The sequence below is a fragment of the Candidatus Chloroploca mongolica genome (genome assembly GCF_004762035.2).
Taxonomy (GTDB): Bacteria; Chloroflexota; Chloroflexia; order Chloroflexales; family Chloroflexaceae; genus Chloroploca; species Chloroploca mongolica.
In genome coordinates this window covers 1-23,734 of sequence record NZ_SIJK02000057.1, presented here as the reverse complement: position 1 = coordinate 23,734, position 23,734 = coordinate 1, and the positions used below count along the sequence as shown (strand labels likewise).

The following is a 23,734-nucleotide window of genomic DNA, read 5'->3' as shown; positions in this document are numbered from 1 at the left end:
CCCGTATCCAATGCTAACCACGCTGCTCGATGTGAGCACGCAGCAACCAGGCCATCTTCTCGTGCTTCTCCATCAAACCAGTCAAGAAATCACTCGTGCCGACGTCATCGTACTGCTCATCAGAGGCACGGACATCACGCCGCAGGTTGCGGATAATCGCCTCGTGATCGGCGACCAGATGAGCAACCATTGTCTCATCGTTGGGCAGATCGCCCGGGCGCTCGGTGAGTGTGGCAAGCTGCAGGAATTCGGTCATCGTGCCAGGTGCAATGCCGCCGATCATACGAATACGCTCGGCAATATCGTCAATCTCGTTCGCCAGATCCTCGTACTGCTCCTGGAACATTTCATGCAACGGACCAAAGGCCATGCCGACCACATTCCAGTGGTAGTTGCGCAAACGCATGTAGAGCACATGCTCGTCGGCAAGCACACGGCTCAGAATGCTGATCAGCCCCTGCGTATTCGAGGCACTCAGCCCAATGTCGATGGTCGAGGTCACCATTGCTTTGGTGGTCATTGTTCCGTCTCCTTCTGTTGCTGGGATAATCCCAGATAAGACCAAGCCCTAGGTAACATGGTAACAGGTCTCATGATATGATGCAAAATTGGTCGAACGCGTAACGGGCGAATGGTAAAGAGAAAACAACTTGGTTGTATGATTTTTAGTTATCCACACGAGGACTACGCATACAATACCAAAAAGTTGCGCATTGGTCAATGCTTCAGTTGTGGTTGCTAAACGTTTCTTACTAATTGACCCTTCTCTACTGAAATGCTGTCAGGGGGCTTGATCGCGTCTGTTATGCTAGAGATCAGTCCTAACGGACTGATCGCGAGGGAAGAGAGTCCCCACACTCGGCTTCTTCGCTGGCTTCTTGTGCCAACGAAGATTGTTGAGAGCCTGCGGCCCCCAAATTCCCAGCTATGAAGCAAAGAATTTAAGATCTAAGGAACGTCATGAAGCGTGTTGTCATCATTGGTGGAGTTGCGGCTGGCATGTCAGCGGCAGCGCGCCTGCGTCGACTGGATGAGGAAGTTTCGATTGTCGTGCTTGAGCGTGATCGTTATGTTTCGTATGCCAACTGTGGCTTACCCTATCATATTGGTGGCGCTATCCCTGATCGCGAGCAGTTGCTCGTTGTAACCCCCGAGCATCTGCGGGCAACCCTCAATCTCGATGTTCGCACAGAACACGAAGTCATTGCGATTGATCGCGAGGCCCAGACGGTAGAAGTACACGATCACCAGCGCGGTTCACGTTATATCGAGGCGTATGACATTCTGGTTCTAGCCCAAGGGGCCGCACCGCTGCGTCCACCAGTCCCCGGGATCGATCATCCCCGCGTCTTTACCCTGCGCAGCATGCCTGATATGGATGCGATCAAGGCTATCGTGGATGGTGGGGCCGAACGCGCCATTGTTGTCGGCGGTAGCTACATCGGGGTCGAGGTCGCCGAGGCCCTGCGCGAACGCCAACTTGACGTGCATCTGATCGAACTTCAGGATCAGGTCATGCCTTTGCTGGATATCGAGATGGCTACCGATCTGCGCTATCACATGGAGCTTCACGGCGTTACGTTGCATCTGGGTACCGCTGCAAGCTCGTGCGCCGACGTGGATGGACGCATTGCCGTGACCCTGCGTACAGGCGAAACCCTCGTTGCCGATTTTGTCGTCTTGGCCGCTGGTGTCCGCCCGATCACGAGCCTCGCCCAGCAGATCGGACTAGCATTGGGCAAGACCGGTGGCATCAAGGTCGATGCTACGATGCGTACCAGTGATCCCCATATCTATGCCGCTGGCGATATGGTCGAAGTCATTGATACCGTCACTGGCGAGCCAACCCTGGTCGCCCTCGCCGGTCCAGCCAATCGCCAGGGACGGATTGTGGCCGATCAGATCTGCGGACGCGATAGCACCTATACGACGACGCAGGGTACCGCCGTGGTCAAAATCTTTGCGATGACCGGGGGTGCCACCGGAGCCTCTGAAAAGACCCTGCGCCGCCTCGGGCGGGCGTATCGCAAGGTCTATTTGCATCCTGCCGGTCACGCGAGTTACTACCCTGGCACAGCCCCAATGCATATCAAACTACTCTTTGCCCCTGAAGATGGGCGCGTCCTTGGGGCACAGATCGTCGGGTACGATGGCGTAGACAAACGCCTTGATGTCTTTGCAACCGCGATTCGTGCTGGAATGACGGTCTTTGACCTTGAACGGCTTGAGCTAGCCTATGCACCGCCATACGGTTCAGCCAAAGATCCGGTGAATATGGCCGGCTTCCTCGCCGCTAATCTGCTCCGTGGCGATGTCGCTTTCTGGTATCCTGACGAATACGAGCAGCAATCAGCCGAAACGGTCTTTCTTGATGTCCGTGGCCCCCAGGAATACGCCCAATGGCACATCCCTGGAGCCGTGAATATCCCGCTCACCGAACTGCGGTCACGGGTCGAAGAGTTGCGGCCTGTCGATGCAAAGCCCATGCGCATCTACTGCATGGTTGGCTTCCGGAGCTATCTTGCCTACCGCATTCTGCGCCAACACGGATTTGATGATGTGGCAACCCTGGCCGGTGGCGGACGAACCTTCACCAGTTTTTATCGCACCACGCTTGCCACAGGCGCACCTGGCATTCCCTTTGTCTCGCATGCCGAGGAAGATTTGGCAGCCCAGATCCTGCTTGATCAGTAAGAAATACGCTGCACGCGCACCAGGGCCAGCATGGCTGGCCCTGGTGCGCGTGCAGCGGATGCACAAACCAGCTGAATATCACCCGACGCAGCACATGATCTACCGTTGCTCGTGACTCACACGCGGTGATCGAGCGAGCGGCATACTCAAAGTGAAGGTGCTTCCCTGGCCCACCCCAGGACTCGCCGCCGTAATATCGCCCCCCATCGCCCAGGCAAGGTGGCGCGAAATGGTCAGGCCGATGCCACTGCCACCACTGACACGCGCCCGTGAGCGATCCACACGATAGAAACGCTCGAAAATGAGCGCCAGATCCTCGGCGGCAAGACCAATCCCCGTGTCAACGACCTCCACCTGAGCGACACGGCCGACAACCTTCACCCCAACTGTGACACATCCCCCCTCGGGAGTGTAACGGATCGCATTGCCAATCAGGTTAATCAAGATCTGAGCAACCCGATCCTGATCAGCCTGAACATAGACTGGTTCAACCCCCGGGCTAAGCTTGATCTCAAGGCAACCGGCCAGGGTCTGGGGGCGCAGTTGCTCGACCATACGGCGCACAACGGCAACAAGTTCAAGCTCACTCATGTGCAGATGAACCTGACCAGCCTCAACATTCGAGAGGATCTGCAGGTCAGCGACAAGATTGCGGAGCCGCCGCACTTCGTGCTGCATCTCGGCAAATGTTTCGGGGCCGGGCTGAAAGACACCGTCAATCAAGCCTTCGAGATAGCCTTCGAGACCAGTGAGAGGGGTACGCAACTCGTGGGCAACGTTGCCAATCAAGGCAATGCGCTGCTGCTCGATCCGTTCGAGGGTTCCAGCCATCTGGTTAAAACTGGTCGCAACAATCGCCAACTCATCACTGGCTGGCACCGTGACCCGCTCATCGTAGCGTCCATCGGCAATGCGGCTACTGCTCGTAGCAATCTCGTGCAACGGGCGCAGAATCTGGCGCAACAAGAGCAGGCTCGTGGCCAGGCCAACGACCGCCGCCGTCACTGCGGCAAGCGCGAGTGATTTCGCAATCGCCTGGCGAAAACTCTGAACCAGTGCCATTTCAAGGTCACCTGGATTGAGTGCCCCGGGCTGTGTGGTGAGTGAGCGGAGATCGGTGAGGAAGATCTGCTGGCCCAGCAGATCGGCTGTTACGCCAAGCATAAGCGCCCCAACGAAGACCACCAGCATCTGGGCAGCGATGAGTTGCCAACGCAACTGACGCAACAATTTCATAGGCGTTCGTCGGTAAACCGATAGCCAATGCCTCGCACTGTGCCGATAACCGTCTGTCCCGTCACTGCCTCAATCTTCCGGCGCACCTGACCAACATAGACATCAACGACCCGGTCGGTACCAAAAAAATCGGTGCCCCAGACCAGATCGATCAGTTGCTCACGACTGAGCGCCCGCCCTGGATGGCGTGCGAGCGCCATTAAGACATCGAATTCAGTCGGGCTCAGATCGAGCAATTGACCACCCGCTCGTGCTTCACGGCTATCGGGGTCAACCACCACATGCTTGAAGCGCAACTCATTGGTTGGGGCAACCACGCCCCGTCGCCGACGAAGGATCGCTTCGACACGTGCCGCAAGTTCGCGCGGGCTAAAGGGTTTGGTCAGATAATCATCGGCCCCAATCCGCAACCCGGCCACCCGATCAGCCTCATCGCTGCGTGCCGTCAACATCAAAATAAAGACATCAGAATGTTCACGCAACCGGGCAGCCACCTCCATCCCATCCATACCGGGCAAATTGAGATCGAGGATAATCATCGCCGGGGTATAATCCCGAGCCGCCTGGAGTGCCGCGAGGCCGTTATCAACACACACGACGGTAAAGCCCGCCTGCTCAAGATAAGCACGAGCGATCGTGCGAATACTCGCCTCGTCATCAACAACCAGAATCGTCGCAGTCTCACGCATAACAGGCCTAATTCAACGCCAGACCAGCCAGTGCATCGGCAATGGGGAACAGATTGATCTGCGTATTATTGCTCAGGATGACAATGGTCAACCCGGTATCAGGGTAATGCCCAAGCCAGGTATTGGCGCCACTCATCCAGCCAGGATGGTAAACAAGACGCTGATCACCACGTTGTTCAATCAACCACCCCATTCCATAGCGCATATGCCGTGGCGTTGTCATCATCGTCATCAACTCAGGCGGCAGCAACAAACCCGCATAGAGCGCTCGGGTCAGGCGATGCAGATCTTCCACCGAGGCATAGAGATCGCCTGCGGCAAAGAGATTGCTAACGTCGAGGGGGATATCGAGCGCCCCCCCGGCATATCCTCGGGTTCCTCCAAGCGGGCTGAAATCGCCTGGATCGAGACCACTATTGCTCATCTCGAGCAGCGTAAAGAGATCATTCTGCAGGAAGTCAGCATAGGTCTGGCCTGAAGCCCGTTCGATAATCAACCCGAGTAACACATAGTTCGAATTACTATAATGGTACATTGAACCCGGAACGAAATTGAGGGGAAGATCGCGAAAACGTGCGACGATCGCTTCGGGGGTTGCAGGCTGAAGTTCAACACTCGCAAAACTGGCAAAATCGGTGTAGTTGGGGATCCCCGAATTGTGGCGCAACAGATCAGCCACGGTGATCGCCTGCCAGGTTGCGGGACACGGATCGAGGTAGGCGCAGATTGACGCCTCAAGTTGAACCTTGCCCGCCGCCACCAGGCGCAAAACCGCAAGCGCCGTGATCGGCTTGGTCACTGAAGCAAGCCGAAAACGGGTTGAACTTGTTGCCACGATCCCGGCCTCACGATTTGCCAACCCGTACCCACGACTGATCAGCGTATTGCCCTGGTAGGCAACCAGGACTGCCCCGCTAAAGCCCTGGTTGACCAGACCCGACATATAGGCATCCATCTGACCCGCACGTTCGATCAGGTCAGGTGTCGGTTGAGCCCGCGCCGAAGACGGCGTCGTCACTGCAGCCAGTGGGGGGGCCACTGGATCAGTGCTTGTCGTTGAAGCCCCAACCCCAACCTCAAACTCAGGGGTAACCGTAGGTAGAATCGTGGGCACTAGCCGTGCTGAAGGTAAGGGCGTAGCAACAAAACCCGAAAGCGATGGCTCTCGGCTGTCTCTGCTAGACGTGCTGCACGTCGTCAAACCAACAAGCAAAGCGAGAGTAAGCCCGACCACGCGGGCAAGGTAACGCATAGCAGCTCCGAAACGACCAGACAGGGTGAGTGGAAGATCTGTGTATCATCGTTATTATACACCAACCAGGACGGTTGAAGGTACGCCGTTGGCTGGAGGATGAGAGCCTGCTGACCCCCAACGACTTTGCAAAAGATCTCAAATCCATGCAAAAACAACTCGACGTATCTGCACGGGCGCGGTATACTGGAGTCGTACCGTGTGTAGATGGAGACGAGTCTGTTGGTTCAACCAAGAACCTTCGCTTTGCCCATCTAACTGAATGAAGTGAGACGGGTATGCTCTACTTTCTTGGTGTATTGATCGCGATCGGTGCCGGGGTAGTTTTTGGCATCATGGGTTTGCTGACCATCTGGGGTGGCCTGCAGAGCCTGCGGACCGAGATCGCACGTGATTATGTGCGCACGAGCGCAAGCAGTAGCACACGGATGACGACCCTTTTGCTCGTTGGCTTGCCATTGATCATCACCGGTATCTTTGGTCTGCTGGCTGCCGGACGTTTATTTCAGGTCGGTCTCGGTCTGAGTTGACACGCACGCAGCCCTCATAATCGACCAGGCTCCAGTCTCAAGCCTGGTCTAATCTGTTGTCTCGGTTTTTGTTGTCTATCAGGAGGTTGTTTGTATGACCACTGCTCGCCCTCGCCCTGTGGTTCTGGCTATTATGGATGGTTGGGGTCTCGCTGCTGATGGCCCCGGCAATGCAGTCAGCCTTGCGCATACACCGCATGTTGATGCCTGGATCGAGCAGTCACCCTTTACGACGCTCAGCGCCTCAGGTCTGGATGTTGGTCTTCCCGAAGGGCAGATCGGCAACTCTGAGGTGGGACATCTCAATATTGGTGCGGGATTTGTGGTCTACCAGGAGTTGACCCGGATCAGCAAAGCGATTCGGGATGGTGATTTTTTTACCAATCCCAATTTGCTCAAGGCAATTCGCCATGCCGAGCAGACGGGCGGGGCCCTGCATGTGATCGGGCTCTTTGGGCCTGGTGGGGTGCATTCCCACGAAGATCATTTGCATGCCCTGCTCGAGCTGGCCCAGCGCGAACAGTTTGACCGGGTCTTTTTGCATCTCTTTCTCGATGGTCGCGATGTGTTGCCGCGCAGTGCGCTCAGTTTTATGGATCATCTCGATGCTGCGATGGCAAAGACCGGTGTAGGCAAGATTGCCACGGTGATCGGGCGGTATTATGCAATGGATCGCGATAAGCGCTGGGAACGGATCGGGCGGGCGTATGCGACTATGACCGACGGCGAGGGTGAGACTGCCCCGGATGCCCGCACGGCGATCAGCCAATCGTATGCCGCCGGGGTCAACGATGAGTTTATGTTGCCTACGGTGATCATTGAGAATGGCGCACCCGTGGCGACGATCAATGATGGTGATGCGGTCATCTTCACCAATTTCCGTCCTGACCGGGGACGCCAGTTGACCCGTGCGCTGGTTGTGTCTGATCTCAACGAGCAGATCAAGCAACACTACGCTCGCCAGGAGGAAGAGGGCCAGAAGTTGCCTGATAGCATCTGGCAACGCCCCCGCCAACTTGCGAACCTCTATATGGTAACCTTGACCCGCTATGAGCGTGGCCTCCCAGTAGAGGTCGCCTTCCCGCCGCGCCCAGTCAATGACCCGCTCGCCGCCGTCGTCAGTGCCGCAGGCAAAACACAGTTTCATATTGCCGAAACCGAGAAGTACCCCCACGTCACCTTTTTTCTCAATGGGGGCCGCGAAGAACCCTTTCCAGGCGAAGATCGCATCCTCGTGTCATCACCCAAAGTAGCAACCTACGATCTCCAGCCCGAAATGAGTGCGTCCGGTGTCACCGACGAACTGCTCAAGGCGATCAAAAGTGAACAGTACGATCTGATCGTCGTTAATTATGCCAATCCTGATATGGTCGGACATACCGGTTTTATTCCAGCTGTGGTGACGGCATGCGAAACGGTGGATGCTAGTCTAGGGCAGGTCGTACCCGAAGTGGTGGCACGAGGGGGGGTCGTGCTGATGATCGCCGACCATGGCAACGCCGAACAGATGATCGACCCTGAGACTGGTGGGGTGCATACCGCCCATACGACCAATCCGGTGCCCTGTATCCTGGTAGCCGCCGACGGGCTTGGGCTTGGCAAAGGTGAGGTACGCCTGCGCGAGGGTGGCCGCCTCGCTGATATAGCTCCCACGTTGCTCGATTTGATGGGCCTTGCATATGCAGCCGATATGACGGGGCAAAGCCTAATCGAGCACATGTAGTTCGCTCTCCCGAGACAACAAAGCGCCGAGCCAGCTTTCGCTGGCTCGGCGCTTTGTTGTCTCGGGAGAACCCAAAGCTTACGCCTCGTCTACCGGGGGCATCTCTTCATCATCCTCATCCACAAGATCGAGGGTTACATCCTCAAATTCGGCCTCAAGATCGAGATCCATCGTGGCCAGACCCTCTTCACCGATAATTGCCAGCAGTTTCGCCCGCAACTTTTCATCGGCATCCTGCTGATCAACGGTATCCTCGGGGTCAACAATGCCGAGCAACGTCTCGGCCCGGCGAACCTCATCGGGCGTGGGGGCCGACGCCTCCGCATTCACACCCTCTTCCATCATCCGAGCCATCTCACCAACAAGATCCTCACGCCGTGTACCATCGAGCAAGCGCTTTTCGATCCCCGATCCGGCAGGGATCAACTTGCCGATAACCACATTCTCTTTCAGGCCACGCAGGTAATCCACTTTGCCGTTGATTGCCGCATCGGTCAAGACCCGTGTGGTCTCCTGGAACGACGCTGCCGAAAGGAAGCTGTCGGTATTCAACGAGGCCTTGGTGATGCCAAGCAGCACCGTTGCGGCTGTCGCCGGTTCACCGCCCTGGCTGACAATATCGTTGTTGAGCCGACGGAACTCGGCAGCATCAATCAACTCACCAGGCAGCAACCCGGTATCGCCTGGCTCTTCGATACGAACACGTCGCAACATCTGCCGGACGATTACCTCGACGTGCTTATCGTTGATATTCACACCCTGGCTACGATAGACCTTCTGGGCCTCATTGACCAGATAACGCTGGACAGCTTCTTTCCCTTGCAGATCCAGCAACTCTTGCGGATTGGCGCTACCGTCGGTCAGATGCTGACCGGCAACCACACGCTCACCACTTTCGACCCGCATACGCGACGTATGCGGAACCTTAAGTTCACGCTCTTCGCGATCTTCCTGGCTCACCACAATACGATTTTCGTAGACAAAGGCTCGTCCGGCCAACCGGGCGACAATCGGCAGTTCGGTACTATCCGCACGTAAAGGCTCAGCAATCGGCTGATTCTCAGCTACATCGCTCTCGTTCTCGATCAGCGCACCGTAGCCCTTGGGCAAAATATACTCATCGGTATAAATCTCTGAGGCGACTACCCGAATCTGGCGCACCCCATCATCGTCTTTGGCAATCTGCACCACCCCATCAATCTCGGCGAGCAGCGCCTTACCCTTAGGAATGCGTGCCTCAAAGATCTCTTGAATACGGGGTAGACCCTGGGTAATATCATCAGCCGAAGCCACACCACCGGTATGGAAGGTACGCAACGTCAACTGCGTGCCTGGCTCACCGATCGACTGAGCAGCAATAATGCCACACGCCTCACCAATATCCACCAGTTTGCCCGTTGCCAGATTACGGCCATAGCAGAGCCGACAGATCCCGTGTTCGGCCTGGCAACTCAACGTCGAGCGCACATAGAGCGAGGTCACATTGCGCTCGGCGAAGGATGCCGACAACTCTTCATCAATCTCGGCATTGCGATCCGCTAGCATTTCACCGGTCTCAGGATCATAGACTGGTGCGGCAAGGATACGCCCGATCACGCGAAACTGAAGCTTCTCCATCAATTCATCGTCATCAGCCGCATGCAACCAGACCCCATTCTCGGTGCCACAATCCTCAATCGTGACAATCACATCCTGAGCCACGTCGACCAAACGGCGGGTCAAATAGCCAGCATCAGCCGTACGCAACGCCGTATCAGCCAACCCCTTGCGACCACCGTGAGTGGAGACGAAATAGTCAAGCACCGAGAGGCCCTCGCGGAAATTGGCTTTGATCGGCAACTCGATAATCCGCCCGGTCGGGTCGGCCATCAAACCACGCATACCGGCCATCTGGGAAATCTGGTTGATGTTACCGCGGGCACCCGACGTAGACATCATCGCAACAGGGCCAAACTGATTCAGGTTTAGCTTCACCGCGTTGATTGTCTGCTTGGTCGCATCCTGCCAGACGCGCACAACCTCTTCGTAGCGTTCTTCCTCTGTGATCAAACCACGCCGGAACTGCTTCTCGACATCAGCGACAATGGCCTCAGCGTTACTAATGATGTCATACTTAGCACGCGGCACCTCGATATCGTTGATACCGATGGTCATACCCCCGAGGGTCGCATACTTGAAGCCGAGGGCCTTGATCATATCGGCCTGAAGAGCGGTCTTCTCTGAGCCATAGATACGAGCAAGTTCATGATCGCTCCGCTGCCCATGGACGGCCCGGATCTCATCAAAATCCGCTTCCGAGAGATTCTTCAGCGTCGTATAGTACTTATAACAATCAGCAATGATCTCCTTGAGGCCCTTCTTATCAACCAGGCGATTGCGATAGCGGAGCGGTTCGAGCAACTGATTGTTGAGCAGCACCCGGCCAATCGTCGTCTCAATCAACATCCGGGGCGTACCATCGGCAGTGGAGGGCAAGATACGGGTCTGTTCATCCCGGTCATTCTTGTCTGACGGAGCGCCGTCCATCCGGATCAAGATCGGGGCCTGAATATCGAGCAAGCCCTGATCATAGGCCAGCATCGCCTCATCAACCGACGAGAACTTCTTACCGCTACCCTTCGCACCGTCCTTGACCATCGACAGATAGTAACAACCAAGCACGATATCCTGCGACGGAGTAATAATCGGATCACCGTGAGCCGGGCTCAGCAGATTATACTTGCTCAGCATCCGCGAGCGCGCCTCTTCCTGCGCCTTGCGCGAAAGTGGCACGTGGACAGCCATCTGGTCACCGTCAAAGTCGGCGTTAAAAGCGGCACACACGAGCGGGTGCAACTGGATAGCCGAGCCTTCGATCAACTTGGCCTCAAAGGCCTGGATCGAAAGTCGGTGCAACGACGGCGCACGATTGAGCAGCACGAGATAATCTTTGATCACCTCTTCCAGCACATCCCAGACCTCAGGGCGCACACGCTCAACAATGCGCTTGGCACTCTTGATATTATGTGCAAAGCCCTTCTCGACCAGGCGCCGCATGACAAAGGGCTTGAAGAGTTCAAGCGCCATCTTCTTGGGAAGACCGCACTGGTGCAACTGGAGATTCGGGCCAACCACAATGACTGAACGACCCGAATAATCAACGCGCTTACCCAGCAAATTCTGCCGGAAACGCCCCTGCTTGCCCTTGAGCATATCCGAGAGGCTCTTGAGGCGATGCTTGCCTTTGCCCGAGACAGCGCGGCCACGGCGGCCATTATCAATCAGCGCATCAACGGCCTCTTGCAACATACGCTTCTCATTGCGCACAATGATTTCGGGCGCATTGAGTTCCATCAACCGCTTGAGACGATTGTTTCGGTTAATCACCCGGCGATAGAGATCATTGAGGTCACTGGTGGCAAAACGACCACCATCAAGTTGCACCATCGGGCGAAGATCGGGCGGAATAACGGGCAGCATCGTGAGGATCATCCACTCGGGCTTATTGCCACTCTTGCGGAAGGCCTCAACGACACGGAGGCGCTTGGTCGCCTTTTTACGGCGCTGGCCCTGGGTCGTCTGCACTTCAAATTGCAACTCTTCGGACTGCTTCGCGAGATCAACCGTCGCCTCAATCAATTCACGCACCGCACCTGCGCCCATATCCGCCCGGAAGACCCCGGGGGCAACTTCGCGCAACTGGCGATACTCATTCTCGGTGAGAATCCGGCACACCTTCAAACCTTCAAGCAGGTCAAGCTTCTCTTTCTCTTCGCGTACCATCCCCTCAAGTTCACGCAGAAGGCGCTCCTGAAGCTTCTCTTGCTCTTGCGAAACCTCATGCTCTTTGCGCTCACGCTCGGCCCCGGTCAGCAACTCGGCATCTTCAAGATCGCGCTGGCGGCGTGCCTCCAGTGCCTCGAGTTCTTGCTCAACCATCTCTTCGAGCTGATCAATGATCCGCTCGCTAATAAGCTCACCCTCTTCAAGAATCGCCGTCCCCCGAAAGAGTACATCTTCATCGGTGGGTTCACCGGTCAACTCTTCGAGGCGCTCGCGAAGGCGATCAGCCTCATTAGTAATCTCTTCGCGAAGACGCTTATAATCTTCTTCAATGCGGTGCTGCGTGCTCACCTGAGCCGTATCCATCCCGCCCAGATCCTGGGTCAGCAGCGTACTAAACTCGATGCGCTTCTCTTCAGCCTGACGCTGTACCTTCTCGCGTTTTTCGGCATACTCTTGCTGGATCACATCACGTGTAGCCTGCCGCAGATCCTCTTTGACCTCCACGATCACATAGGAGGCAAAATAGAGCACCCGTTCGAGGTTGCGGGGGCTAATATCGAGCAGCAACCCGAGACGGCTCGGTGTACCCTTCACAAACCAGATATGGCTCACCGGGGACGCCAGGCTAATATGGCCCATCCGATCACGGCGAACCTTCGCCCGGGTGACCTCAACGCCACACTTATCGCAGACGACACCTTTATAACGAACGCGCTTGTACTTCCCGCAGTAACACTCCCAATCCTTGGTAGGCCCAAAGATGCGCTCACAAAACAACCCGTCACGCTCAGGTTTCAGGGTGCGGTAGTTAATCGTCTCAGGCTTCGTGACTTCGCCATGCGACCAACCCCGAATATCCTCGGGTGAGGCAAGGCTGATCCGAATCGCGTTGAAGTCGTTAATCTCAAGCATAGAAGCTCACTCCTCAGGCGGAAGATACGCAGCGCAGCGCTGACGCATCCCCGCAGTGATCGTACCGTGCTCAGGGCGTTTCTTCGGCTGCCAGTTCAGAAAGTTCGGCGCGATGGCTGCTTTCCAGTCGAACGCGCGACCAGTTTCCTGGATCGAGCGAACTAGACCAGCCATCGCACCTAGCGAAAGGGGCTAGAACTCGCCGCGTTCCATACCGCTCAGATTGATGCCATCAAGCGAAGCCATATCTCCATCGGCATCATCAGTGAGCTCGACGGGCTTCTCGTCTTCGCTGAGCACTTCGACACTCAGGCCGAGCGACTGCAATTCCTTAATGAGCACCTTGAAGCTTTCGGGCACCCCAGCCTCCTGGATCGGCTCACCCTTGACAATCGCCTCATAGGTCTTCACCCGGCCTACGACATCATCTGACTTGACCGTCAGCATCTCCTGGAGGATATAGGCGGCCCCATAGGCTTCGAGGGCCCAGACCTCCATCTCACCGAAGCGCTGACCACCAAACTGGGCCTTACCACCCAGGGGCTGCTGAGTCACCAGGCTATAGGGGCCCGTCGAACGAGCGTGAATTTTATCTTCAACCAGGTGGGCAAGCTTGAGCATATAGGCATACCCAACCGTCACCGGATGATCAAAGCGTTCGCCCGTCCGGCCGTCATACAACGTCACCTTGCCATCAGGGGGCAAGCCAGCTGCGATCAAATGTTCCTTGATCTGTTCTTCGCGCGCCCCATCAAAGACCGGCGTTGCGACGCGAAAGCCCAGCCGTGCGGCGGCCCACCCAAGGTGAGTCTCAAGGATCTGCCCGATATTCATCCGTGAAGGGACGCCAATCGGATTGAGGATAATATCGACGGGGCGTCCATCGGGCAAGAAGGGCATATCTTCAATCGGGAGAACCCGCGAAACGACGCCCTTATTACCGTGGCGACCAGCCATCTTGTCGCCAGCGCTAATTTTGCGCTTTTGACAGAGCAGTACGCGCACCGTCTGATTGACTCCGACAGGCAACTCGGCCCCTTCGCTACGCGAGAAGACTTTGACGTCAATAACTTTGCCACGCACCCCATTGGGCACACGCAGCGAGCTATCCTTGACCTCACGGGCCTTCTCACCAAAGATAGCCCGCAGTAGGCGCTCTTCGGCAGTCAGATCGGTTTCGCCCTTGGGCGTAATCTTACCCACGAGAATATCGTTGGGTTGCACCTCGGCGCCCACATAGATGATGCCGCGCTCGTCAAGATTGCGCAGACTATCCTGACCGACATTAGGAATATCGCGGGTAATCTCTTCGGGTCCAAGCTTGGTATCACGTGCCTCGACCTCATACTTCTCGATATGGATCGACGTAAAGATATCTTCACGCACTAGGCGCTCAGAGACCAGAATCGCGTCCTCGAAGTTACCGCCCTCCCAGGGCATATAGGCAACCAGAATATTCTGACCAAGGGCAAGTTCACCATTATCGGTACTCGAACTATCAGCAATCACATCACTCGTCTTGACCTTCTGGCCCTTGAGGACTGCTGGACGCTGGTTAATGCAGGTATCCTGGTTGCTGCGCATAAACTTGCGCAGGCGATACTCACGCTCGTAGCCATCATCTTCCTGGATGATGATATGTTCGCTCGTGGAACTGACAACCACCCCTGACATACGCGCCACCACCACCTGACCCGAATCGCGGGCAGCGCGGTACTCCATCCCCGTCCCAACAATTGGAGCATCGGGGCGCAAGAGCGGCACAGCCTGGCGTTGCATATTCGAACCCATCAGGGCACGGTTCGCATCGTCGTGCTCAAGGAAGGGAATCAGCGCCGTCGAGACACTGACCACCTGCTTGGGCGACACGTCCATATAATCAATACGGTCGACGCGTTCCTGGACAAATTTCTCGGCAAAACGACACGAGGCGGAAGCCTCCACAAAGCGATTATGCTCATCAATGGGGGCATTCGCCTGGGCCACAATGAAGCGATCCTCTTCATCGGCGCTCAGATACTCCACCTCTTGCGAGACAACCGGCTGGATGCGAATCGACTTGAGCGGCAAGCGGGCAATCTTCTCGGCAAGGGCTCGATTCACTTCGGTGGTTGCCTCAGCGATCGTCTCATCGGTATCGGGGTCGAGTACATCTTCACGCAGGATCTGACCGCGGAGCAGCCCAACGGTAATCCGGAAGGCTGTCGCTTCATCAACCCGTGCGCCTTTGGCCGCAATCAGATCGCCCGTGCGCAAATCACGCACATCCCGCAGCAGCACGCCACGCTCAACCCAGAGGGGCGCATTATCCACGGCATTATAGACCTTGCGATACGGCGTCTCAAGGAAACCCATCTCGTTGACCCGTGCAAAGGTCGACATCGTACCAATCAGACCGATATTCGGCCCTTCCGGTGTCTCGACGGGGCAGATGCGGCCATAGTGACTATGGTGGACGTCGCGCACCTCAAAGCCAGCACGATCACGTGAAAGCCCACCGGGACCGAGGGCCGAGAGACGGCGCTTATTGGTCAACTCGGCGAGCGGATTGGTCTGATCCATAAACTGACTCAACTGCGAGCCACCAAAGAACTCGCGCATTGCCGCCACCACGGGGCGAATATTGATCAGGCCATTGGGGGTCGCGCTCTCAGGATCCTGGAGCGACATCCGCTCTTTGACCACGCGTTCGAGGCGGAGCAACCCAACGCGGAACTGCTGCTGGATCAACTCACCAACGGTACGCACACGGCGATTGCCGAGGTGATCGATATCATCCGCACGCCCGTGACCATTATTCAGCAGGATCAATTGCTCAACGATCTTGACAATATCGCGAGGCAGCAAAACACGCACCGACATACTCGGCGCATCGCTCTTGCCATCGCGGCGCGTTTCACGCTCCCAAAGATTCTTATTGAGCTTATAGCGGCCAACCTTCGCCAAGTCATAGCGGCGCGGATTAAAGAGCAGCGACTCGAGCAACGAGCGCGCATTCTCCAGGGTTGGCGGATCACCGGGACGTAGGCGCTTATAGAGTTCAAGGAGCGCCTCTTTGGCATTATGGGCTGGATCTTTATCAAGCGTCGCCTGGGTATACGGATGATCGGTCAGCGTATCAACCTGGCGCAGCAGTTCAATGATCTGATCATTCAGACCATGCTGATCAAGCTCATTATCGGGCACCCAACGCCCATTGCCATCTTCATCGGCCTGCCAGGCCATAATAGCCCGGAGGAGAATCGTCACAGGAATCTTGCGTTTGCGATCAACCTTGACGCTAATCACATCCCGCTTATTGGTCTCAAACTCAAGCCAGGCCCCGCGATTCGGGATCAATTTTGCTGAATGGAGGGCCCGCCCGGAGGTTGGATCCTTGTCATCTTTGAAATAGACCCCTGGCGAACGGATCAACTGCGAGACCACCACCCGCTCGGCACCATTATAGATAAAGGTACCGTTATCCGTCATCACCGGAAAATCACCAAGAAAAATCTCGGACTCTTTAATCTCACCCGTCGAAAGAATCCGCAACTCGACATTCACCCGCAGGGGGGCCGCATAGGTAAGATCGCGTTCACGGCACTGAAACTCATCCAGGCGCGACTCACCAAAGACATAATCTTTAAAGTGAAGTTCAAGGTTCTTGCCGGTAAAATCCGTAATCGGTGAAATCTCTTCGAATAACTCACGCAGGCCCTCGCGCCGAAACCAATCAAAGCTGTTGACTTGGGTCTCGATCAGGCGCGGCACCTCGATCGCATCATAGATCTTGGCGAAAGAGCGGCGCTCGATCCGGCGGATCCGTCGCCCATTGGCGCCCGGGTCAATCGGCGCGATCAGGGGCTGGAGAACCACGGACTCAATCAACGGGGGCATACTCACCTCATTCTTCGTCGTCATCCTCTGAGCAGCAAGACTCAGATAGCTGACGGCATCCGCTTCACGACGCTACCGACACGCGGCGACAGCCAGAAAACAGAAAGCGCCCGTCATCGGCGGTAAGCCTCAACGGGCTACCGGAACGACTGGCGGGATCCGGACACGCGATGTTGTTTCAACTGGCCTGGAGCTCAGGCATATCCATGCGACCATAACATCCTGGTTAGCAAGACAAGGCAACCAACCAGGTCGAGAGCTTATCCAATTTTGACTGCGAACAAGGAATATACCATCCTCTACCAACATTTGTCAAGCGAAACATACGTACTTTAAAGCATTCTCCCTTTATTGTACCACAAGCCAGCAGTGTCTGTGCATCATGGCAATGCGAACTCAGCCCTAGCTATGCCTGCAGGGCGATTGCATCATACGAAACCGGATACAAAAAGACGCTCTATCAGGGCACCCGCAAGGGGTGCCCCTACAGGCTATAGGCCGGGGGCCGGATCCGGTGTACGGGCACCCCTGGCGGGTGCATTCACGGAAGATGCAATCGCCCTAGCTATGCCTGTGCATATTATTGACATTGCATTATTTATAGGCTAATATACAAGAAAGATGAAATGTTTCATGCAAGAATAATCCACATGTCATAAACTACCGTTTGTTGTTGCCCGTGCCAATGGCCACCTGGCCAGGGAGGCCCTGATGAACGAGACCGAAACCCGTACCGAGTACATTGCCGCGATTGATGATGTGATTCGCCAGATTACCTGGCAAAGCCATAAGCAACTGTTGCAAACCCTGAATCGTCCCGAAATTAGCCTGACAATGCCTCAAATGGTAACCCTCTTTGCTATTCGTGACGCTGGTACTTGCCGCATGAGCGAACTGGCCGAAATCACCCAGCAATCTGCGGGAACCCTGACCGGCATTGTTGATCGCCTGATCGAAGACCATCTGGTTGGGCGCGTACGCGATCACGAAGATCGACGCGTCGTGCAAGTCACCCTCACAGCCCATGGCGAAGAACGCCTCGCCCAGGTCGAACAGGCACGCCGCGAAGATATGGAGCGTATTTTACAACATTTTGACTTTGGACAGTTGATCGATCTTGAGCTACTCCTGCGCCAGTTGCTCCAGGGCATCCACGATCTCCTCAGTGGTGCAACCCTGCTTGATCAGCACCAGGTGGCTTCAGCTGCAGTCTATTCCCCGCTTCAGCAAGCCTGAGACCTGGTATACTAAGTGCAAGAGATTGTCAACGCTGAGCACTCCACATCTGGCTTGCTGAATCAGGCAGATCATTGCATCGTACCTGGCTAAACAAATTGCCATCTGGTAGGTGTCCACGATACGTATTGACGGTGCTCAGCGTCACAATGCATAGCGCAACACTGTCTGGGTATGTGTGCCAAGCAAGTGGACAGGGGTATGGGTAGTGACTGAGCGGCAGCCGATCCGTCGCCATGTGCGACGTTCTCGACGCAGAGGTGACGGTGCAAACGTTCACCGATTTGATGCTACCAATCAGGTTGCAACGATGCAGGTGACCGGGCTGCTCAAGCTCTCATCATACCTCGTTTCCGTCATTGATCCTCAGACGATCCTCACAAACCTCGTTTCAAGCCTGGTCGAGATCTTGCCCTCGGTGCAGGCAGGGGTGCTCTGGCTTGAGACAAACGGGCGTCTGCGACCAAAAACCGTGCTGGGGTTACCCCTGGATGCCGCAACCCACGAAGCCTTGCACCATTGCCAGTTACGCTCAGGCGAAGGCCTGGCAGGGCTCGCCCTGCAACACGCCGAGCCACAACTGAAGTCGGCGACCCGAGGGTACCAGCAGACTGCCGCCGCGATCAATCCGGTCAATGATCCTTTGTTCCATCAGCTTAGTGCTCAGTTGCCCTCGCGCCTGACTGCGGCGGCCTTGCCCTTGCGTGTTGGTTCTGAAACAATCGGCGTGCTCGAACTGATCAATCTCGGCCACAACTCAAGCGACAGCGCGTGGCAACCACTTGATCAGACCGCCATCCCGGTCTTGCAGGCCTTTGCCAATCTTGCGGCTTCGGCTATCAAGAATGCGCAACTCTACGCCGCGGCCCAGCAGAGTGAACGACGGTTGAAGGCCTTTGATGCCGTGGTGACCGCGATCTCGACGGCAACCGATCTCGATGATATGGTACGTAGTGTGCTTGATGTAGTGGTAGGCTTGATTCCTGATGCCAGTGGGGCGCTGCTCTTGCTCGATCCAACCCACGATCACCTTGCCCTCGCCGCACAGCATCAGCTTCCCCCCGATGGGGCCACGTACCTGGCTCAGCTTCCTGTTGCCGATTCGCCCTGTGCCGAGGTCGTTCATTATGGGCAACCAATGCAACGCCCTCTGCTAGAAGACCGTGGCGAGGGGCCATTGATCACTGGGGGTCTCGTGGAAGCCGCCTACTTCCCCTTGCTGGCAGGTGGCACGGTCGCCGGTGTGCTGGCCCTCTATGGGCCGCCAGGACTCACCATGCATACCGACAAAGACCTGCTGATGCCGATCTGCAATCAGGTTGGCTTTGCCATTGCAAACGTTTTGCTCTATGCCGATAGTTCGAGTGAACGGCGCAAGCTGAATACCGTCGTCACCTCTATCGCCGAAGGCGTGCTACTCTGTGATGCCGCAGGACGGTTGACGCTGGCGAATGATGCCGCCCTTGCGCTGCTGCGCCTCGACTCGCTCCCCTTTGAACAACCCCTGGCCGCAATGCCCGATTTCTACCGCATGCGTGATATGGAAGGCCGTCCCCTTAGCCTCGAAGACCTCCCGTTTACCCGTGCGCTGGCCGGGGAAGTGTTTCAAGATTATCGCCTCATCCTGCACGGATCAAGTGGCGATGAAACGGTGATGAGTTTTAGTGGGGCACCAGCCCATGCCGGTGATGGCATGATCGAGGGGGCTGTCGTGGTCTTTCGTGATGTCACTGCTAGTCAAAAGGTTGAGCGTGCGAAAGATGAATTCCTGGCTGTCGCTGCGCACGAGTTGCGGAGCCCCCTGGCGGCTGTGCGGAGCTACGCAGACCTGTTGCTCAGACGTGAACAGCAACGGGGTGAGGCTGACCCACGTGATCTGCATGGTCTGACCATCCTGACTCAACAGGTGAGCCATATGCTCCGCATGGTTGACAACCTGCTTGATGTGTCACGCATTGATGCCGGCCAGCTAGACCTTCAGTTACAACGGGTAAACCTGGTGCATCTGGCAAATCAAGTCATTGACCAGCAACGGCCCGCGGCCGGACAGCATCCGCTCATCCTTGAATGCAATGAAGACGAACTCGTCGCTACCTGTGATATGCTGCGGATCAGACAGGTGCTTACCAATCTGATCAGCAATGCGATCAAGTATAGTCCGCCCGAAAGCCCGATTATCTTGCACCTCTGCCATCGTGACGCTGACTCTCCCGAGGCCGAGGGCTTCAGTGGCCCGGTGGCCGTGCTGAGTGTGACGAATGAGGGGGCAGGAATTGCCCCGGAACAACAGGCGCGCCTCTTTCAACGCTATTATCGGGTGCGCAGCAGCCGTACGGAAGGGCTCGGACTGGGGCTCTACCTTAGTCGCCAGTTTGTGCAAATGCACGGTGGTCGTATCTGGGTGGAGAGCAATGAAGACATCGGGAGTACGTTTGCTTTTGTCTTGCCACTCTAAATCTATATGAGAAAGCATGATAGTAGGTGGTGAGGGCCAACAGAGTACCGCTGGCCCTCGGAACTTGCGTCGAGGTTAAATATTATGCGCTTGAAACCACATATTCAGAGTTTGCCGGCTTATAAACCACCCCAGTTACTCACCGGGCCAGCCGTTGATCTGATCAAACTTTCGTCGAATGAGAATCCCCTCGGACCTTCGCCACGGGCGCTGGCAGCCTTGCACGAAGCACTTGATCAGGTTCATCGTTATCCCGACTCGTCGAGTCTGGCCTTGCGCCAGGCGCTTGGGGCACATGTCGGGCTTGGGTACGAGCATGTCACCTGTAGCAACGGCTCGGATGAATTAATCCTGATCCTCTGCCTGGCGATACTCGAAGCAGGCGACGAGGTTGTCATGGCCGAGGGAACCTTCATCAGTTACCTGCTCCGTACGCTCGAACTGAATGCCCATCCGCGTCGGGTTCCACTCCGTGCTTATACCCACGACCTCGAAGCAATGGCCGAAGCGATCACCCCACAAACGCGGATGATCTTTCTCTGCAATCCGAATAATCCCACTGGGACGAGCAACAACGCAGCCGAGGTTGACCGATTTTTGAGGAGGGTTCCCGACGATGTTCTGGTTGTCATCGACGAAGCCTATCTTGAGTTTGTGACCCGGCCCGACTATCCTGATCTGATCCCGCTGATCCGTGCCGGGTGCCCCAATCTCATCGTGCTGCGTACCTTCGCCAAGATCTACGGGTTAGCCGGGTTACGCCTGGGGTATGCCTACGCCGAACCCGGACTGATTGCCTACCTTGAACGGGCACGGCCAACGTTTAATGTCAACCTCCTGGCGCAAGTCGCCGGGGTCGCCGCGCTCACCGATCGCGAACATCTCGCACGGAGTCGTGAGCACGCCATAGCGAGTCGCGCCTTTTTTGACCAGGGGCTATGTACACTCGGGCTTGAACCAATTCTCGGCGAGACCAATTTTGTTGCCGTCGCGGTTGGAGACGATGCAGCGGTCACAGCCGGGCTCCGTGAACATGGATTTACGGTCACCCCGCTCACCGGATGGGGGCTTCCCGGGCTTATTCGCATCTCTTTTGGCACCAAGGCACAAAACGAAGCCATCCTCCAGGCGCTACGGAGCGTACTTGGCAGATAGCAGCAAGGGGATGGGCGTAATGAATGGGACAAAAGAGCGTGAAGAAGAGCTCACGTATCTGGAAATGCTGCTCTGCCAGCCAATCAATCGGTGGGACGGATTTGATCTGACCCAGGCTGAAGAGAGCGAGCAAAACCTGCGGGTGCAGGTTCTCTTTACGGGCATAGCGATCGCAGCCCTGGGCCTACAACCAGATGCCACACCCGAGCAGCAACAACGGGCGCGGGCAGGCGTCGTTGCGGCGCTCGAACGCATGGTGCAACGACGAATCTGGGCGCACTGGGCAACGCCCATTGACCGAGAGGGGCTTGTGCCAGACCCGATTGGCGCAGGCTTTGCCGCCTACAGTGGAGCCCTGGCAACCTTGCTCGGGCTAGCGGCCCTTCTAGGCGAAGAGCGCTACCATGATCCGCCTCTCGAATTTCGCTGGTCAAGCACCTGGCGGTTCAGCTACACCTATGCGCAATTGGTCGCCATGCTCGCCGCACAGATGCGCGCAGATCATGGCGGGGCGATTGCGACCACAAACGACACCACCACCCCGTCGGCTATGGCACTGGTACTCTGGGGCGTCCACCTTGCCGATCATATCTACGGCAGCGAACATAAGAGTGCCGGGCAACGCTGGCTTCAGGTCTTACGTGAGCAACTCGTGCTACGCGGGCCGCGCCTACCTAGTCGCGGAGTCTTTGCCTCAGGGTACCATCTCAAGCGTCGGAAAGCCACGCTGACGAGCAAACCCCTCGAAGATGTGATAGCCCTGATCTTGATGGCCCCATACGCGTCCGAGCTCACCCGCGAACTAGCCATACGTCACTGGCCTGCGGTCAAGCAACCTGAACGCATCAATTCACCGCTCTTGCTTGCCTTCAGCAGCATCCTGGCAGTAGAAGTAGGCGAGACCGAGCGGGCCACTGCACTAAGCCTGACTGCGAGCACGAGCACGGAAGGATCAACCTCGCCCAACTGGATCGAGGCCCTGCTCATCCTTGGGCGTGCCGGTGGCATGCCCCGCTTACCAGAACCGAGACCTGCCAAGGAGCGCAATGATGGAAACGTACTTGAACGGCATTCGTCTGACCTATGAAGACGAAGGAACCGGACCGCCCCTCCTTTTGCTACATGCCTTTCCCTTCAATGGAGCGATGTGGAACGATCAAGTTGCCGTCCTTCGCGACCGTTACCGGGTCATTGTGCCTGATTTACGTGGTTTCGGAAAGAGCGGGGCACCCAACGAAGTCTATTTTATGCAGCAGTACGCCAACGACCTGGCTCTCTTGCTCACCACCCTGAGTATCAAACAGGCCACAGTGATCGGGCTATCAATGGGCGGCTACATTGCCTTTGAGCTCTGGCGTTCACACCGCAGCCTGATCAATGGGTTGGTTTTGGCCGACACACGAGCAGGAACCGACAGCAGCGAAGGCAAAGTAGCACGAGAAACCAACGCCTGTCTCGTCGAAAGCCAGGGCTCGGCAGCAATTGCCGACATCCTGCTACCAAAGCTCATTGCACCGGGTGCCAGCGACGAACTACGCGCATCGCTACGCGCCACCATCAGCGCAACTAGTCCAAACGGCATCGCCGGGGCCTTACGCGGGATGGCTCTGCGGCCCGACTCAACGGTTGATCTGCCAACCATTGCCGTCCCTGTGCTAATCATTGTCGGCACCGAAGACACGCTAACGCCACCGAGCGAAGCGCAGTTCATGCAAAAGTATCTTCCCGAGAGCGAACTCGCCCTGATCGAAGGAGCGGGCCACTTGAGCAACCTCGAACAACCAGCATCCTTTAATGCAGTGCTGAGCGAATTTCTTGACCGCCGACTACGCTAACGTCGCAAAACAACAAGAGGGGTGACTGTCTAATAGACAGTCACCCCTCTTGTAAATTGGAGCGTGCGTGGACCTACGTTCCCAGGGCTCAGGCCCCAGTAGCATCGGCGCGGCCATGTTTCACGACCCGGTTCGGGATGGGACGGGGTGGTTCCACGGCGCCAGACACACACGCATGGTAGCGGCGAAAGGATTCGAACCTCTGACCTTCGGGTTATGAGCCCGACGAGCTGCCACTGCTCCACGCCGCGTCATACTACCTGCAGAATGCTGATGATAGATTGCGTTTCGCCTACACGACACCGAATGTCGGTAGATAGGGAAGCCCTCGACTCTGCGCACCAGTCACCTGCACGGGTCGCCCCGCGTCCAG

The 23,734-nt window shown here is 56.5% G+C and carries 14 protein-coding genes, 1 tRNA gene and 1 rRNA gene; 8 read left to right on the top strand and 8 right to left on the bottom strand.

Annotation, left to right across the window (positions count from 1 at the left end; all coding sequences use genetic code 11):
- Window positions 1-13: 13 nt before the first annotated feature.
- Window positions 14-520 carry a Dps family protein gene (locus EYB53_RS20685; protein ID WP_135480591.1) on the bottom strand — a complete coding sequence of 169 codons (507 nt, stop codon included), beginning with the start codon at window positions 518-520 and terminating at the stop codon, window positions 14-16.
- 440 nt (window positions 521-960) lie between these two features.
- On the opposite strand from EYB53_RS20685, the gene EYB53_RS20680 reads away from it, so the two are divergent.
- A complete protein-coding gene (locus tag EYB53_RS20680) occupies window positions 961-2,694 on the top strand; it encodes an FAD-dependent oxidoreductase (RefSeq protein WP_135480589.1) in 1,734 nt (577 codons plus the stop codon).
- Window positions 2,695-2,793: 99 nt separating this feature from the next.
- Here EYB53_RS20680 and EYB53_RS20675 read toward each other — a convergent pair whose 3' ends face one another.
- From EYB53_RS20675 to EYB53_RS20665, 3 genes are read right to left on the bottom strand one after another with little or no spacing between them, the layout of a single operon-like run.
- A complete protein-coding gene (locus EYB53_RS20675) occupies window positions 2,794-3,930 on the bottom strand; it encodes a sensor histidine kinase (protein ID WP_135480587.1) in 1,137 nt (378 codons plus the stop codon).
- Window positions 3,927-4,619, bottom strand: coding sequence for a response regulator transcription factor (locus EYB53_RS20670; RefSeq protein ID WP_135480585.1), 693 nt, complete (start codon window positions 4,617-4,619; stop codon window positions 3,927-3,929). The genes EYB53_RS20675 and EYB53_RS20670 overlap by 4 nt, the downstream gene beginning before the upstream one ends.
- 7 nt (window positions 4,620-4,626) lie before the next feature.
- Window positions 4,627-5,733 carry a serine hydrolase domain-containing protein gene (locus tag EYB53_RS20665; RefSeq protein WP_371879144.1) on the bottom strand — a complete coding sequence of 369 codons (1,107 nt, stop codon included), beginning with the start codon at window positions 5,731-5,733 and terminating at the stop codon, window positions 4,627-4,629.
- 416 nt (window positions 5,734-6,149) lie between these two features.
- On the opposite strand from EYB53_RS20665, the gene EYB53_RS20660 reads away from it, so the two are divergent.
- Together EYB53_RS20660 and gpmI are read left to right on the top strand one after the other, a co-directional pair.
- Window positions 6,150-6,401, top strand: a complete 252-nt coding sequence (locus EYB53_RS20660; RefSeq protein WP_135480580.1) for a hypothetical protein — start codon at window positions 6,150-6,152, stop codon at window positions 6,399-6,401.
- Between the two features lie 94 nt (window positions 6,402-6,495).
- On the top strand, window positions 6,496-8,124 hold the full coding sequence (gpmI, locus tag EYB53_RS20655) for a 2,3-bisphosphoglycerate-independent phosphoglycerate mutase (protein ID WP_135480578.1): 1,629 nt from the start codon (window positions 6,496-6,498) through the stop codon (window positions 8,122-8,124).
- Window positions 8,125-8,202: 78 nt separating this feature from the next.
- On the opposite strand, the gene rpoC is transcribed toward gpmI, so the two are convergent.
- The gene (gene rpoC / locus EYB53_RS20650) at window positions 8,203-12,801 is read right to left on the bottom strand and encodes a DNA-directed RNA polymerase subunit beta' (RefSeq protein ID WP_135480576.1); all 4,599 of its coding nucleotides are present in this window, start codon (window positions 12,799-12,801) and stop codon (window positions 8,203-8,205) included.
- Between the two features lie 192 nt (window positions 12,802-12,993).
- A complete protein-coding gene (gene rpoB, locus EYB53_RS20645; RefSeq protein WP_135480574.1) occupies window positions 12,994-16,680 on the bottom strand; it encodes a DNA-directed RNA polymerase subunit beta in 3,687 nt (1,228 codons plus the stop codon).
- 711 nt (window positions 16,681-17,391) lie between these two features.
- Between rpoB and EYB53_RS20640 the strand changes: the two genes are divergently transcribed.
- The 5 genes from EYB53_RS20640 (at window position 17,392) to EYB53_RS20620 (ending at window position 23,361) form a co-directional block, all read left to right on the top strand.
- A complete protein-coding gene (locus EYB53_RS20640) occupies window positions 17,392-17,916 on the top strand; it encodes a MarR family winged helix-turn-helix transcriptional regulator (RefSeq protein ID WP_135480572.1) in 525 nt (174 codons plus the stop codon).
- A gap of 310 nt (window positions 17,917-18,226) precedes the next feature.
- A complete protein-coding gene (locus tag EYB53_RS20635) occupies window positions 18,227-20,371 on the top strand; it encodes a GAF domain-containing sensor histidine kinase (protein ID WP_135480570.1) in 2,145 nt (714 codons plus the stop codon).
- Window positions 20,372-20,455: 84 nt separating this feature from the next.
- Window positions 20,456-21,526, top strand: a complete 1,071-nt coding sequence (gene hisC, locus EYB53_RS20630; protein WP_135480569.1) for a histidinol-phosphate transaminase — start codon at window positions 20,456-20,458, stop codon at window positions 21,524-21,526.
- Between the two features lie 19 nt (window positions 21,527-21,545).
- On the top strand, window positions 21,546-22,613 hold the full coding sequence (locus tag EYB53_RS20625) for a hypothetical protein (RefSeq protein WP_135480567.1): 1,068 nt from the start codon (window positions 21,546-21,548) through the stop codon (window positions 22,611-22,613).
- A complete protein-coding gene (locus tag EYB53_RS20620) occupies window positions 22,573-23,361 on the top strand; it encodes an alpha/beta fold hydrolase (RefSeq protein ID WP_135480565.1) in 789 nt (262 codons plus the stop codon). Before EYB53_RS20625 ends, EYB53_RS20620 begins: the two co-directional genes overlap by 41 nt.
- A gap of 60 nt (window positions 23,362-23,421) precedes the next feature.
- Here the strand turns inward: EYB53_RS20620 and rrf are convergent.
- Together rrf and EYB53_RS20610 are read right to left on the bottom strand one after the other, a co-directional pair.
- Window positions 23,422-23,536 (bottom strand): 5S ribosomal RNA (gene rrf, locus EYB53_RS20615).
- A 1-nt stretch (window position 23,537) separates the two neighbouring features.
- Window positions 23,538-23,612 (bottom strand) — tRNA-Met (locus tag EYB53_RS20610).
- Between the last annotated feature and the right edge of the window lie 122 nt (window positions 23,613-23,734).

Coding starts and splice junctions, on each gene's coding strand:
- EYB53_RS20685 (WP_135480591.1), bottom strand. CDS start 520: ATGACCACCAAAGCAATGGTGACCTCGACCATCGACATTGGGCTGAGT.
- EYB53_RS20680 (WP_135480589.1), top strand. CDS start 961: ATGAAGCGTGTTGTCATCATTGGTGGAGTTGCGGCTGGCATGTCAGCG.
- EYB53_RS20675 (WP_135480587.1), bottom strand. CDS start 3,930: ATGAAATTGTTGCGTCAGTTGCGTTGGCAACTCATCGCTGCCCAGATG.
- EYB53_RS20670 (WP_135480585.1), bottom strand. CDS start 4,619: ATGCGTGAGACTGCGACGATTCTGGTTGTTGATGACGAGGCGAGTATT.
- EYB53_RS20660 (WP_135480580.1), top strand. CDS start 6,150: ATGCTCTACTTTCTTGGTGTATTGATCGCGATCGGTGCCGGGGTAGTT.
- gpmI (WP_135480578.1), top strand. CDS start 6,496: ATGACCACTGCTCGCCCTCGCCCTGTGGTTCTGGCTATTATGGATGGT.
- rpoC (WP_135480576.1), bottom strand. CDS start 12,801: ATGCTTGAGATTAACGACTTCAACGCGATTCGGATCAGCCTTGCCTCA.
- rpoB (WP_135480574.1), bottom strand. CDS start 16,680: ATGCCCCCGTTGATTGAGTCCGTGGTTCTCCAGCCCCTGATCGCGCCG.
- EYB53_RS20640 (WP_135480572.1), top strand. CDS start 17,392: ATGAACGAGACCGAAACCCGTACCGAGTACATTGCCGCGATTGATGAT.
- EYB53_RS20635 (WP_135480570.1), top strand. CDS start 18,227: ATGCAGGTGACCGGGCTGCTCAAGCTCTCATCATACCTCGTTTCCGTC.
- hisC (WP_135480569.1), top strand. CDS start 20,456: ATGCGCTTGAAACCACATATTCAGAGTTTGCCGGCTTATAAACCACCC.
- EYB53_RS20625 (WP_135480567.1), top strand. CDS start 21,546: ATGAATGGGACAAAAGAGCGTGAAGAAGAGCTCACGTATCTGGAAATG.
- EYB53_RS20620 (WP_135480565.1), top strand. CDS start 22,573: ATGATGGAAACGTACTTGAACGGCATTCGTCTGACCTATGAAGACGAA.